This is a genomic window from Coleofasciculus sp. G1-WW12-02, from assembly GCF_040219735.1.
In the GTDB taxonomy this organism is placed as follows: Bacteria; Cyanobacteriota; Cyanobacteriia; order Cyanobacteriales; family Coleofasciculaceae; genus Coleofasciculus.
Window position 1 is genome coordinate 14,551 of sequence record NZ_JAVJRX010000115.1, and the last position, 13,103, is coordinate 27,653.

Consider the following 13,103-nt stretch of genomic DNA (forward strand, 5'->3'; position numbering starts at 1 on the left):
CGATGCCTCTCGGCTCTGGGTTTTTATAGAGGTTAAACACCCTTTCCTCTGGCGTTAATTTTAACACAAAGTCGTCCTAGAAGAACGAGGCTTTAGACCCAATTTTTCGGTAAATATGGGCGGGGATATGGCGTTCATCAATGGCACACTGAAACATTTAATCGCCAATGATTGGGTCGATAACTCGTTTATCAACACCTATACGCGCAACTTTGAAGACTTAAAAGCCACCCTAGAGTGCCAATCCTGGGAGGAACTCGAACGGCTATCTGGGGCATCTCGTGATCAGATGTATGCCTTTGCCCAGATGGTGGCTGAGGCGAACAAGGCTGTCTTTGTGTGGAGTATGGGGATTACCCAGCATGAATGTGGCGAAGATAACGTGCGAGCCATTATTAATCTAGCACTAACTAAAGGCTTTGTCGGCAGAGAAGGCTGTGGCTTAATGCCGATTCGCGGACATTCTGGGGTACAAGGGGGGGCTGAGATGGGATGCTACGCCACGGTACTCCCTGGAGGGAAGCCGATTACATCAGAAAATGCAGCACAGTTCAGTGAAAAATGGGGATTTGAGGTGCCAACATCCCCAGGATTAACCGCAGCGGAAATGATTCAAGCAGCCTATGGGGGAGAGTTGGATGTCCTGTTTTCGGTGGGGGGAAATTTCCTGGAAGTTCTACCCGAACCCGACTATGTGGAAACGGCATTAAAGCGAAGAAATTGCCCAAATAATTCCCCAATATGCTGGGATTCAACATCTTAAAGAAGCGGGAGATCAGTTTCAATATGGGGGTTCTCATCTTTGTTTTGGCTGGAATTTCCCCACACCGGATGGGAAGGCGCGGTTTACTCCTTTATCCCCACCCCAACGGGATTTACCAGAGGGGTGTTTCTTAGTCGCCACCCGGCGCGGGAAGCAGTTTAATAGTATGGTGCAGGAAAAGAAAGATGCGATTACCGGTGCAGTACGTGAGGCGGTGTTGATCAGTCCAGTGGATGCTGTAGGATTAGGATTAAAAGATGGCGATACCGTGATTCTCAAGAATGAGGTTGGGGAATTTAAGGGACGAGTGTATACGGCACCCATCAAACCGGGGAACCTGCAAGTGCATTGGCCCGAAGGGAATATACTCTTAGACAGGAATAAGCGATCGCGTGAAGTCGCCATCCCTGATTATAATGCCCTGGTGCGATTGGAACGTTATTTAAGTTAGAACATACAGAACACACCATCTGTGCTAGTGGTGGTGCATATTCCTTTAACTCCTTTTGTCGATGGGAAGTAAAACGAAAACCAGGGTTTGGGTTATAGACAATGGTAACGTGCGATCGCGCCAGGATCAGGTAGCGACGGAAGAACCCCTGGAAATTCGTCTCACCTCTCCCCAGCAAACGGTAGCGGTTACGATGCGAACTCCGGGGGCTGATTTTGAACTAGCGGCGGGTTTCCTGTACGCTGAAGGGATAGTTCGCGATCGCGATGATATTCAGCAGATCAGTTATTGTGTCGATCCTGATGTTGATGGTGAACAACGTTACAACATTGTCAACGTAGAACTTAAGCCAGGATTATCGGTTAATTTACAACCCTTAGAACGCCACTTTTTTACTACCAGCGCCTGTGGCGTTTGTGGGAAAGCTAGTCTAGAAGCCTTACACTTACGAGGATGTCCAGTTATCCCCAAAGGATTAGAAGTTAGTCCAGATGTAATTTATAACCTACCCGAACAATTACACACCGCCCAGCGTATTTTCTCAAGTACCGGAGGATTACACGCCGCCGCCTTATTCGACACTCAAGGAAAGTTACTTTCAGTACGAGAAGATGTTGGACGCCACAACGCTTTAGATAAATTAATGGGTTCCGCTTTCTTGAGTGATCAATTGCCTTTAACCAACCAAATTGTTCTGGTGAGTGGACGTTCTAGCTTTGAGATCGTACAGAAATGTTTAACCGCAGGTGTCCCTATTATTTGTGCGGTATCTGCACCCAGCAGTTTAGCCGTTGCGTTAGCCAGGGAGTTTGGGATCACCTTAATTGGATTTCTGCGCGGAAAACGGTTTAATATTTATACAGGAAAGGAGCGGATAGGTTTTGAGGAGAAGTAAACCGGTTAGCCCCAAAGATGTACAATCAAATTTTGGGTAGACTTGAGAATAAAACTCTTTTAAGCCTTTATAACCCCCTTTTGCCACGGCGATTAAAATCGCTGCTACACAAACAAAGTCCGCCTTCGCGGACTGGTTTATAACCGGGGTGGCTAACTCGGATTGGGTATCACTCAATCCAGTCAGCTTTAGCTGACTTAAGCTTTTAGCCCGGAGTTTGAACTCCGGGCGTCAGGTGTCGGGCGGTTAATCAGAGTGATTTGCCGTTGTAGGGATGCAGTTTCACGCCGAGGATTCCAATAAACGAGTGCCATAGTTTTATCTCTCCTAGAATAGGTTGTTTAGGGAAGTGATGAAGCATTACCATCTATCCCTTGATTCCCATAGTAGGCAAACCAAAAGCACTGCCAATTCGGTTTTAACGACTAATTTACTAATGATTACCGTCCAGTTCGTAGTTGCGCTGTCTTCGCCGATTCGTAGCTTGATATACCGTAGGGTGGGCATTGCCCACCAGAAGCAGCGTGCCATTGCCATCTGGCGTTTCAGTTTTTGATGATACTATAGTAGTCAGTATACAAATAATTAGGTTACAGCTACTCACCCGGCAACAATTAGCGATATGACATCTCCGTTTCCTGGCATGAATCCCCATCTGGAAAATCCAGAATTATGGTCTGAGGTGCATAGCCGTCTAATTGTCGCGATCGCGGATGAGATTGCACCCGCGTTACTTCCTAACTATTATGTAGCCATTGAAAAGCGTGTCTATAGTAGCACTCCTGAGGATAATATCCTGATTGGCATTCCCGATGTTTCCGTTGTCTATTCAGGGGTAGAGGCGTCTCCAGAATTAGCCACGCGCAACCGGGCTACTGCTACCTTATCGAAGCCTGATCAACCGCAAACCGTAACGATTCCTTTGGCGGAAGAGGTAGAAGAACGCTATTTAGAGATTCGAGACACTAAAACGGGAAAAGTTGTCACCACGATTGAACTCCTTTCACCTAAGAATAAACGAGCAGGTGAGGGGAGGGAGGCGTATCTACGCAAACGCCAGCAAATTTTAACCCGTTCCACCCACTTTGTAGAAATTGATTTACTTCGCGGTGGAAAAGCTATGCCGATGCAAGGGGTAGCTGAGTTAACAGACTATCGGATTTTGATTAGTCGCAGCGAGTTAAGACCTCATGCCCAGCTTTATGCCTTTAATTTACCAGATGCGATTCCTAAAGTCGAGTTACCGTTGCAGGGGGAAGATAAAAGTCCCATCCTTGATTTAAAACTTATTCTCGATGGCGTTTATCAGCGTGCAGGGTATCACTTCCGCATTGATTATCGTCAGTCAATCACTCCTGCTGTTTCTTCTGAGGTAGCGGTTTGGCTGAATACGTGGCTAGTTGAACAGGGATTACTGTAGCTATTCTCCTAGCGTGACCCATCTAAAATAGTAGGATAAAGAGCAATTGATAATCGTGGTAGCCCAATGACACCTCAACTCATGATTCAACCCTCAGCCCTAATGTCCTCCGGCATTAAAAGATGGCGATCATACTACTTTGGATGGAAGATTTGGAAACCTTTACTGTAGTTGTTTGATTGCCGCATTAGCGTGTAATTTGACACTCAATTGAGGATCATTCTGGAGTTGGGTTAAAGCTTTCATCGCATCAGCGACTCCTAATTGTCCCCAACTGTAGGCTAACGCCTGTTTAATCACCGTCGTCTCAACACTAGGATGTCCAGACTCGAAGAAATCCAGCAAAATTTTAGCGGCTTGGTATTTCAGATTTGGGGTTTCAATCCGCCCAAAAACGCGCACAATTTCTAAGATGGAGTCTTCGGCTATGGCGGGTAATGCTTGCTGTAAATACTCCAATGTCGTCGCCGTTTCTATCCGCGCCAATACCTGAATGACGGTAAGTTGCAGGGGAAGGGGAGTTAAAGGCGATCGCACAACCGGAAATAACGCCTCGGCTGCTTTATCTGTACCAATTCTACCAATCGCGATCGCGGCTTGCTCACAGACTTCTAAGTTCACATCATACAGTAGGGGTTGCAGATGCGTTACCATCTCTAACTCTGTTTCACAGGAGGCGCTTAAGCCTAAACCTATCACCGCTTCCTTACGCACAGAGGCGGCATAATCTTTTAACGCGACTTGGAAAACGGGTACAATGCGATCGTCATGGAAACTGCTGAGGGCGGCAATGGCGGTGAGGCGCACCTGAACATCTGGATCATGGACGACGCTCAATAAGGGATCAATCACCTCTAGACAACGCATTTGAGCTAAGGCGCGAGTAGCAAAAAGACGGGATTCCGGTTGCACCAGCAAATCAGTCAACGCCTCAACCGCAGGTTGTCCGATAGCGGCTAACGCACTAGCTGCGATCGCACTTAACTCTTCATCTGCACTGTGATCCAGTAATTTCACCAATGTCCGAATCACGTCAGGCGTATTAAATCCGCCCAAAATCCGCCCCGCAAACCACCGTTGCTCTAAATCTTTCTCCTCATCTTCCAGAATTTGCACCAACGGCGCCACAATTCCTTCTCCCCATTGTGGCAAAACCTTGGCAATATCCCAACGCGCCTGAAAATCTCCCTGTTCCAGAACCGTTAACGCCATTGCCAATCCTAGGGGCAATTCCTTTGTTTCTGGGTTGGAACTATTATAGCTACACTCATGCAACGGTAATTGCTGCAAACATTGAGTGACTGAAAACCAATCCCCTTGCTCTGTTGCAACTGTGGCTTGTTTAAGAAGTTTTTCCATTGTTTGATCAATTACATCGTGACCCAGACTGAATGGTATGCCACGTCAGCCTCACTCTTATCGTTTCATGAAATCGGTGATTTATACAGATTATATTCACAAATTGCATTTAAATTATGCAGTTTTTTCAAATTCAAATCAAAAGCGTAGCCAAATATACAATTTACCACCTTAACCTTGCTTACCTTACTGAAATTAAGAGGGTAAATTTTAGACAACCGAAAACCGTAAAAATTCATCACAATAGCTCTATGACTACAACAACAGACGTATCCATAAAAATAAACAAAGTGGAACAAGCCAAAGCCGAGAAAGATGGGCTAGACATTAAACAGGAACTCGAAAGCTTAATCCAAGTTGGCTGGGAAAACATTGATAAAACCGACTTAGAACTCCGCCTCAAGTGGTTAGGTGTCTTTTTCCGCCCAGTGACTCCCGGCAAATTCATGTTGCGCTTACGCATACCGAATGGTTCTCTTGACAGTGAGAAAATGCGGGTTCTCGCCAATATTGTGCAGCGTTATGGTGATGATGGTAGTGCTGATATTACCACTCGGCAAAATATTCAACTGCGAGGGGTTCGTTTAGAAGATATTCCGGAAATTTTCCGTCAACTGCAATCCGTTAATCTGACGAGTATGCAGTCGGGAATGGATAATGTGCGGAATTTAACCGGATCACCCGTCGCCGGAATTGATGCTGACGAGTTAGTTGACACCCGTGATATGCTGCAAAAATTGCAGGACATGATTACCAATAACGGGGAAGGAAATTATGCATTTACTAATCTTCCTCGTAAATTCAATATTGCCATTGAAGGAGGACGGGATAACTCCATTCACGCTGAAATTAATGACATTGCCTTTATCCCTGCCTATCGAGATGGAGAATTAGGATTTAATGTTTTAGTCGGCGGTTATTTATCAGCCCAGCGTTGTGTCGAAGCGATTCCCTTAAATGCGTGGGTTCCGGTAAATGAAGAAGATGTGATTAACTTGAGTGGTGCGATTCTTACCGTTTATACCAAGAATGGATTAAAAGAAGGATTACGAAAAAACCGCCAAAAAGCCCGGATGATGTGGTTAATTGATAAATGGGGAGTTGAGCAATTCCGGGCAGAAGTCGAAAAAACTTATGGCAAAGAACTTCTCCCTGCTGCACCTGAAAATGAGATTACTCAAGAGAAAAAGGATTACATTGGGGTTTATCCCCAAAAACAACCAGGCTACAGCTATGTTGGCTTACTGGTTCCAGTGGGGCGCTTGTCAGCCGACACCATGTTTGATTTAGCCCGATTAGCTGATGTTTATGGGAATGGCGAAATTCGTTTAACGGTTGAACAAAATTTAATTATTCCCTACATTGCTAATGAAAAACTCGAAGCATTTCTGAGTGAACCGTTACTACAGCAGTTTCCGATTAATCCTTCGACTCTCACCCGCTCATTGGTGTCTTGTACCGGGAATCGCTATTGTAATTTTGCCATCATTGAAACCAAGCAACGGGCATTAAAACTGGCGCAAGAACTGGATCAAGAATTAGATATTCCCCAAAGAGTTCGTATACACTGGACAGGATGTCCAAACTCGTGCGGACAACCTCAGGTTGCCGATATTGGGTTAATGGGTACGAAAGCTCGTAAAGATGGCAAACCTGTCGAAGGGGTGAATCTTTATACCGGGGGAAAAGTGGGCAAAGATGCGAAATTAGGAGACTTATTGGAAAAAGGAATTGCTTGCGATGACCTAAAACCGATTCTCCGGAATCTATTAATTGAAAACTTTGAGGCTAAACTTAAGGATGGAGTAGTTCTCGAACCAGAACCAGAAATCCAGGAGACTGTTCCGCAGAAGACTCAACCTTCACCTGAGACGGAAACGAACGGAGATCAAGCCCAAACAAAAATATTTTTCGCGGGCTCTTGGAAGCAGGTTGACTGTAATTCCCAGGAATTTATCCTGAATACGGCTGAAAGCCAAGGTATTGAAATCGAAAGTAGTTGTCGTGCTGGCACTTGTGGAACTTGTGCTAAAAAGTTACTGAAAGGTCGAGTGAAGTATGAGGAAAATTATGATGCAGTGGCAGATTTAGAGGAGGGAATGGTTTTGACCTGTTGTGCTTTGCCTGAAGGACAAGTGGTTATTGATGCTTAAGGCATTTGTCATACTCAAGGGAGCGAGAAACAAGCTACGTCATTTGTCGTTGGTTTGTCGAATAAATAATTCTCCCATTTAGTCGGGGACGGGTTTAGTTCAATTCGGGTGAAGCCAAAAAAGATAATAGTGAAAAGAGCCCTACATTCGGGCAAACTCTTTCATCCTTCATCCTTTCCGTCCCCTATTGACTAAATTGGGAAATCAAATTATTTGATTTTTTCACCCAAAAATTGATAGGGGTTGGTATAATGATTTGAGTCTCCTGAGTACAACTTAAAATACATAGCTCCTGAACCTAACCACACTACTAAAAAGATTAAGGACATAACAGAACCCCAGGAAAAAAGCTTAAACTTCCGATTGGTGGTTAGTAATTTCTGTGGTAATGGTGAAAGTTCTAAGGGTGGAATGTTTGGGATGTTGTTTGGGGCAACTTCGGTTCCTTGGACGGTAATTAATTTTAGTCTCTGTAACTCCGTGAGTGCGGTGTGAACTTCGCTCAAGCTAACCGAATGTTCAAGGAATTCTGCCGTCCAAGCTTGGAAGTTATGCCAATTCAAATTGACTTTCTGATTGGTTTTAGTATGAAACAGAATCCAGTGATAGAGTAAACTCTCGCAGGGAGAAAGTTTCGTCTTAATCATTGCCAAAACTCCAATTTTTCGATAAATGTGAGTATTTTAGGGAGGTAATATTGGCTGAAAAATTTAGCTATAGGAGGTTGTCCTTTCGCTAAAAGTGGCTACAGCACTAACAGATATTCTCCATGTTCAGGAATCCACGTTAGCCATTCATGATCCGAGACTTGGGAGAGTATCAACGCCTCATAGTGGGCGAATGGATTGGGGAGTTCCTCTAGTCTCAGCCACATTCCTGGTTGCAGATAGCGAAAAATTTCACTAGCCGAGAGGCTGGTGGGAGGGGGTTGTGGTTTTGGGCTTTTCATGTCTGTTCCGTCTGATTCTCGATCGGCTTCTTGTATCAGAATATACCAAAATAAAAATCTGTATCGAATAATACATAAAATTTAATTGTAGATTTGTTAACTAATCCTCACAGCCACTCAATGCCGAAGCGATGGCATCTTTGTTCAGGAATCACTAATGGTTCTCTCTCAATCTGTTATCGCCCTCAACCATTGTGGTTATAGTCCCATCGTCCTATTTTTCATCCCCCATCATGAGTATTATTTTCAGAGAACTGCTAAAGAAAGTGGGTAGCGGTAGCCATACTCACAAAGATTTAACTCGTGAAGAAGCCGCCAAAGCCACAGCAATGATCCTGAATGAAGAAGCGACTCCGGCTCAAATTGGAGCGTTTTTAATTGCCCATCGAATTAAGCGCCCCACGAGTGACGAACTTGCGGGAATGTTGGATGCGTATGAGCAATTCGGTTGCACAATACCCCGGTTATCCGGTGATCCGATAGTAACGGTAATGGGGACACCTTACGACGGGCGATCGCGAACCGCCCCAGTTACTCCCCTAACGGCGCTGATGCTGGCGGCTTCAGGGGTTCCGGTAATCCAACATGGCGGCGACTGTATGCCCACCAAATATGGCATTCCCTTAGTGGAAATTTGGCAAGGATTGGGAATCGATTTTACCCGCTTTAATCTTGCCCAAGTTCATCAGGTTTTAGAAACAACTCGCTTTGGTTTTATTTATACCCCTAACCATTTTCCGGCGACTCAAGGTTTGGTGAATTATCGGGATCAGATTGGTAAGCGTCCACCCTTTGCGACTGTTGAATTAATTTGGCTTCCTTATGCTGGGAAGGTACATCTAGTGGCTGGTTTTGTCCATCCCCCAACGGAAGAATTTATGCAGGGAACATTAGCATTACGAGGCGTCAACAACTACACATTAGTCAAGGGGTTAGAGGGAAGTTGCGATTTGCCCCGGGAACGGACGGCGATTATTTCAATCCATAAACCTGGAGACAGCGAACCCTACCAACGCCTGAAACTTCACCCTAGGGATTATGGCTTTGAATGCAAGGATGTTCCTCTAGAGTCAAAGGAACAATTATTAGTAAAAATTAAAGAGGTTTTAGCTGGAAAATCTTCAGAATTTCAAAAATCAGTGATTTGGAATGGTGGGTTTTATCTCTGGCGTTGTGGGGTTTGCCCTACGTTAGAAGATGGATTAAGCAAGGCGGAGTCTTTGTTAATAACAGGTGCACTTCAGCAGCAATTAACTGAGATTAAATCGACTGTTATACCAAATCCGGGTTAGCCACCCCCCTTTATAAATAGGGTCTGCTGAATAAGTCTGGTGGAGGGAGCAGGGGAAGCTGGGGAAGCTGGGGGAGCTGGGGAAGCCATAGTACATTTTCCCTGATAGCGGTGCAAGGGTATAAAAGGGTTAAACCCGGATTTCTTGAAGAGGGAAAAGGGTTGTCCTCACACCAAGTTTGACAGCCTGTCTTTTGACAAGGGTTAGTTGCTCCCTCAAGATCAACAGCAGAATAGTATCAGCTTCAGTCTCCCATGTCCAAAACCTCTGCTCACCACCACAAGCCTCAAGTTTTTGCCATCGGCATTGCTCCATTGGGAATCGTATCTATTGGTATAGTCCCTATGGGGATAATTTCAATAGGGTTCGTTCCCATGGGAGTGTTTTCTCTGGGTTCTGTCGCCATGGGAGTCTTATCGGCTGGGCTAGTTTCTATGGGGACGGTAGCTGTTGGTTTTCAGACGATGGGATTAGTGAGTATCGGTTCAATGGGTATGGGAAATATTCGTATTCCTATCGGCGCTGAAGAATCCCCCTCTCATCCCCACAACCCTTCTCTTCCCATGCCGAACCAACCCGATCATGATTCTCACTAAGTTGTCATTGGTTATGCAAAACTGAAAATTATCGGTGAAACGGGATTAAAAATAGCGGCAAACATGATAATAAAAACCAGATGAATAAATATAGATAGGTCTGGTTAGGTAAATGGATTTCAGCTAAGAGCGCTTCTATGCGTTCCTGAAGACGATTTTTAGGTGCACTGCAGCTAAAAGCGGCACAAACACTTTCAGAATGCATCAGCGGTGTACTGACAACCGTCAATAGGGATTCCGCTAACAGTAAAAAATCAACCCGTTGTGCTGCCCATTGATCGGCTCGGATTTCTCGTAACAGTAATAGTTCTTGCCATAGCGCTTCTGTCTGGATTAATCCATAAGAAAATCGCCGCATCCAGCCCAACCAAAAGAACCAAAAGGTATCTCGATAATAAAAATGTCCGTCTTCATGGGTGAGAACCGCTTGCAAATGATCCGCATCAAGCGTCTCCAGTAAGCCTTGACTCACCACCAGTTCCGGTTGCCAAAATCCGACTTGAGCGCTAAATACTAAGGGTGTGTTAAGAATGCGGATTAGTCTGCCATGAAAGGTTTGCTGGGGATAGGTGCGAACCTGTTGCCAAGAACGCCATCCGGCAAACGCCAGTTTCAGCCCTGAGACTCCCACATATCCCAAGAACGTGCCAGCTAATCCATAACTGAACCAACCCTCCCAGCGCCAAACCATTTGCCCTTGGGGTCCCATGCAGACAATAGAGATGGCTGTCATGATCAGTAGCAATGGCGGAAATAAGAACTTGCTTAAGGCATTTTGCCAGCGCTGCTGATAACTACCGACTTTTCCTGACCAACTGATTCGGGTGAACCAAGCTACGGCTAAAGCACTCAGAATTAGGATGAGATGGATCATTGCTGCTCCCTCGCTTCGCGGATGGCTTGCAAACGCTGGGCGATCGCGTCGATTTGTTCTAGACTAGCTTGGTCGAGACTGTCGGCAAAGGCGGCGATGATATCAGGATTTCCCACGGCTAAGAATCTTTGTAACTGATCATGGGCTTGCAGAATCCGCGCCTGTTCCGGCGAGAGCAAGGGTTGCCAACGAAATGCCCGCTCTTGGCGATCGCACCTTAGCCAGCCTTTTTGGGTGAGACGGCGCAATACCGTGGTTACAGAAGCATAGGCTAACTCTCGGTCTGGGTCAGCCAAAATTCGTTCGTGGACATCTTTAGTGGTAGCCGAACCGAGCTGCCAAATAATCTCTAAAATTTCTGTCTCTAATGGACCAAGGGAGAGTTGCTTGGGGCGGTAACTGGGCATGGGAACCATAACTATGCCGTTAAAATCAGGAAACTGGATACTCAGTTTACCTGAATTTGATGTCAAACGCTGATTTTATGTCGGGTGGGCAAGTATGGTAAAAACCGTGCCTTCTGCTATAGCCATTAATAAAGCCACCCCAGCTTTTGGCAAAGGTTTGCAGGTTAGCATGACCGATAGCACCCAGTAATCGTTCTCCTATCCCATCTGTGGTAAAGGCAAACGCACTAAACAAAACGCCCATACTGACGCCAAATAGCGCCAACCGAGGATCAGTGAGGTGATAGCGATCGCGACAAAAATTCCGCACTAAACCAATATCCCGCGCTGTGACACTGAACATCCGCAGCATCAGTTGAGTATCAAAGGAAATACCCCGATCCAGAAGCGGTTTGATTTCAACGTGCGCCACTCCGGAAAACGTCCGCGTAAAACTGCGTTCACCTGCTAGGGGTGTGTCAAATAATGCCACAGCAATCCCCATCTGGGTCAGAGTTGGCACAATAAAGGCATTCCAGCCATAAGGCGCACACATTCCTTGAATGCCAATTACCAACGGTGTCTGATCGGCAGGTCGATCCTGTGGCAAAAAGACGACAACGGGAAAACTACTCAGCCGTTCGTCAATATCGCTAATTCCAGTGAAGTGAAACGGTTCGTCAAACCAATAACGCTGACCCGTAATTCCCTCAAAGGCGATCGGATCACAACCGTAGACGGGCATAGGCGATGGGTATACTTAACATTCCGTAATTTTTCTTAAACTAAAAGATAGCATCCTAATTTCCCACTAAAGACTATGCTGCTGCAATCCAACCAACGGACGAAACTCGACGATACCGACGATACGCTGTTTTACTCTTTCCCTCGCTTCGTCACCCATGTTGATGCTGGGTTTTTGGATCAACTCACTCAACTGTATAGAGAACGCCTGAAACCCCATACTCGCATCCTGGATATGATGAGTAGCCATGTGTCCCACTTGCCCGATGACATGGAATTCGCCCATGTTGAAGGGCACGGGATGAATGAACAGGAACTAGCACGCAATCCCCGCTTAAACCATTCCTTTGTCCAAGATCTGAATAAAAATCCTCAGTTACCTTTGCCAGACCAAGATTTTGATGCGGTTCTCAACTGTGTCTCGATTCAGTACCTACAATACCCTGATGCCGTGTTTCAGGAGATTCACCGCATCCTCAAACCCGGTGGTATCGCCATTATCAGCTTTTCCAATCGCATGTTCTTCCAAAAAGCGATCGCGGCATGGCGAGAGGGGACTGAAGCAAGTCGTGTGCAACTTGTCAAGCGTTATTTTCAATCTGTACCCGGATTTGATACCCCAGAAGTGATTACCCGTTCTTCTTCTGTTCCCAGTTTTTTGCAAATGCTGGGAGTTGGCGGGGGTGATCCCTTCTACGCCCTCATCGCCCAACGTCAAGACAACCAACAGGGAGTCTAAGGAGGAGTTAAATGATGCAACGTTTACGAGATTGGGGTTTTACGCGGGAATGGTGGAATGGAAGACGAGGGGAATACCTGGTTTTGCTACAGGCTATCGTGACATACTCTTACATCAACTGAGTACAGTATGGTGTAAGCTCTAGAGCGACTCCAGCTATTGCCTCGGACATTGACTGAGCTTTATTAACGACACGGGATGCCCCACCGCGCCGGACAATACAAAAGTTTTGTCGCCCAATGTAGCTGCTGGAATTTTACCCGCCCACAGATGCGACTACGAATAGTCTGTTTCTGGATGGAACCCCCTATTCGGTGGTTGTCTTGGTTCAGAGTACAGGCAAGCGGTTAGCTTTTAATTTATTTAACCTGTCCTACAATAGTAGCAAATTGAAATTGGTTTGACAACTATGAAGCAAGTGACAACGCGAGTATCAGATAGGGAATATGAGCATTTAGCCAAATTCGGCAAAGTAACACAAA

The 13,103-nt window shown here is 45.7% G+C and carries 12 protein-coding genes and 1 pseudogene; 7 read left to right on the forward strand and 6 right to left on the reverse strand.

What is annotated here, in order from left to right; all coding sequences use genetic code 11:
* Window positions 1-103 precede the first annotated feature (103 nt).
* The 3 genes and pseudogenes from RID09_RS18800 to RID09_RS18810 all read left to right on the forward strand — a co-directional run.
* Window positions 104-1,214, forward strand: a pseudogene (locus tag RID09_RS18800) (molybdopterin dinucleotide binding domain-containing protein); the annotation flags it as partial.
* Between the two features lie 61 nt (window positions 1,215-1,275).
* Window positions 1,276-2,109 (forward strand): formate dehydrogenase accessory sulfurtransferase FdhD, encoded by an 834-nt coding sequence (gene fdhD, locus RID09_RS18805; protein WP_446337452.1) that lies wholly within the window; start codon window positions 1,276-1,278, stop codon window positions 2,107-2,109.
* A gap of 622 nt (window positions 2,110-2,731) precedes the next feature.
* A complete protein-coding gene (locus tag RID09_RS18810) occupies window positions 2,732-3,529 on the forward strand; it encodes a DUF4058 family protein (RefSeq protein ID WP_446337453.1) in 798 nt (265 codons plus the stop codon).
* Window positions 3,530-3,691: 162 nt separating this feature from the next.
* Here the strand turns inward: RID09_RS18810 and RID09_RS18815 are convergent, their stop codons facing one another.
* On the reverse strand, window positions 3,692-4,888 hold the full coding sequence (locus tag RID09_RS18815; RefSeq protein ID WP_446337454.1) for a HEAT repeat domain-containing protein: 1,197 nt from the start codon (window positions 4,886-4,888) through the stop codon (window positions 3,692-3,694).
* A 251-nt stretch (window positions 4,889-5,139) separates the two neighbouring features.
* Here RID09_RS18815 and RID09_RS18820 point away from each other — a divergent pair, with 251 nt between their 5' ends.
* Window positions 5,140-7,041 (forward strand): ferredoxin--nitrite reductase, encoded by a 1,902-nt coding sequence (locus RID09_RS18820; protein WP_446337455.1) that lies wholly within the window; start codon window positions 5,140-5,142, stop codon window positions 7,039-7,041.
* Between the two features lie 209 nt (window positions 7,042-7,250).
* Here RID09_RS18820 and RID09_RS18825 read toward each other — a convergent pair whose 3' ends face one another.
* Together RID09_RS18825 and RID09_RS18830 are read right to left on the reverse strand one after the other, a co-directional pair.
* Window positions 7,251-7,688: a hypothetical protein gene (locus RID09_RS18825; RefSeq protein WP_446337456.1), complete on the reverse strand. Its 438-nt coding sequence runs from the start codon at window positions 7,686-7,688 to the stop codon at window positions 7,251-7,253.
* 98 nt (window positions 7,689-7,786) lie between these two features.
* Window positions 7,787-7,990, reverse strand: a complete 204-nt coding sequence (locus tag RID09_RS18830; protein ID WP_446337457.1) for a hypothetical protein — start codon at window positions 7,988-7,990, stop codon at window positions 7,787-7,789.
* A 233-nt stretch (window positions 7,991-8,223) separates the two neighbouring features.
* Between RID09_RS18830 and RID09_RS18835 the strand changes: the two genes are divergently transcribed.
* Entirely contained in the window at window positions 8,224-9,282 is a 1,059-nt protein-coding gene (locus RID09_RS18835) for an anthranilate phosphoribosyltransferase family protein (protein ID WP_446337458.1), read from the forward strand.
* Between the two features lie 254 nt (window positions 9,283-9,536).
* Entirely contained in the window at window positions 9,537-9,878 is a 342-nt protein-coding gene (locus RID09_RS18840) for a hypothetical protein (protein WP_446337459.1), read from the forward strand.
* 28 nt (window positions 9,879-9,906) lie between these two features.
* Here the strand turns inward: RID09_RS18840 and RID09_RS18845 are convergent, their stop codons facing one another.
* The 3 genes from RID09_RS18845 to RID09_RS18855 are packed head-to-tail and all read right to left on the reverse strand — an operon-like array spanning window position 9,907 to window position 11,883.
* Window positions 9,907-10,749 (reverse strand): M56 family metallopeptidase, encoded by an 843-nt coding sequence (locus RID09_RS18845; RefSeq protein ID WP_446337462.1) that lies wholly within the window; start codon window positions 10,747-10,749, stop codon window positions 9,907-9,909.
* Complete coding sequence (locus tag RID09_RS18850; RefSeq protein WP_446337463.1) at window positions 10,749-11,168, reverse strand: BlaI/MecI/CopY family transcriptional regulator; 420 nt, start codon at window positions 11,166-11,168, stop codon at window positions 10,749-10,751. The genes RID09_RS18845 and RID09_RS18850 overlap by 1 nt, the downstream gene beginning before the upstream one ends.
* A 37-nt stretch (window positions 11,169-11,205) precedes the next feature.
* Entirely contained in the window at window positions 11,206-11,883 is a 678-nt protein-coding gene (locus RID09_RS18855) for a hypothetical protein (RefSeq protein WP_446337460.1), read from the reverse strand.
* A 75-nt stretch (window positions 11,884-11,958) separates the two neighbouring features.
* Between RID09_RS18855 and RID09_RS18860 the strand changes: the two genes are divergently transcribed.
* Complete coding sequence (locus RID09_RS18860; RefSeq protein WP_446337461.1) at window positions 11,959-12,621, forward strand: class I SAM-dependent methyltransferase; 663 nt, start codon at window positions 11,959-11,961, stop codon at window positions 12,619-12,621.
* Window positions 12,622-13,103 lie beyond the last annotated feature (482 nt).

Bases quoted from the DNA above. Each gene is read 5' to 3' on its own strand.
- fdhD (WP_446337452.1), top strand. From the start codon at position 1,276: ATGGGAAGTAAAACGAAAACCAGGGTTTGGGTTATAGACAATGGTAAC.
- RID09_RS18830 (WP_446337457.1), bottom strand. From the start codon at position 7,990: ATGAAAAGCCCAAAACCACAACCCCCTCCCACCAGCCTCTCGGCTAGT.
- RID09_RS18825 (WP_446337456.1), bottom strand. From the start codon at position 7,688: ATGATTAAGACGAAACTTTCTCCCTGCGAGAGTTTACTCTATCACTGG.
- RID09_RS18860 (WP_446337461.1), top strand. From the start codon at position 11,959: ATGCTGCTGCAATCCAACCAACGGACGAAACTCGACGATACCGACGAT.
- RID09_RS18815 (WP_446337454.1), bottom strand. From the start codon at position 4,888: ATGGAAAAACTTCTTAAACAAGCCACAGTTGCAACAGAGCAAGGGGAT.
- RID09_RS18835 (WP_446337458.1), top strand. From the start codon at position 8,224: ATGAGTATTATTTTCAGAGAACTGCTAAAGAAAGTGGGTAGCGGTAGC.
- RID09_RS18855 (WP_446337460.1), bottom strand. From the start codon at position 11,883: ATGCCCGTCTACGGTTGTGATCCGATCGCCTTTGAGGGAATTACGGGT.
- RID09_RS18810 (WP_446337453.1), top strand. From the start codon at position 2,732: ATGACATCTCCGTTTCCTGGCATGAATCCCCATCTGGAAAATCCAGAA.
- RID09_RS18820 (WP_446337455.1), top strand. From the start codon at position 5,140: ATGACTACAACAACAGACGTATCCATAAAAATAAACAAAGTGGAACAA.
- RID09_RS18840 (WP_446337459.1), top strand. From the start codon at position 9,537: ATGTCCAAAACCTCTGCTCACCACCACAAGCCTCAAGTTTTTGCCATC.
- RID09_RS18850 (WP_446337463.1), bottom strand. From the start codon at position 11,168: ATGGTTCCCATGCCCAGTTACCGCCCCAAGCAACTCTCCCTTGGTCCA.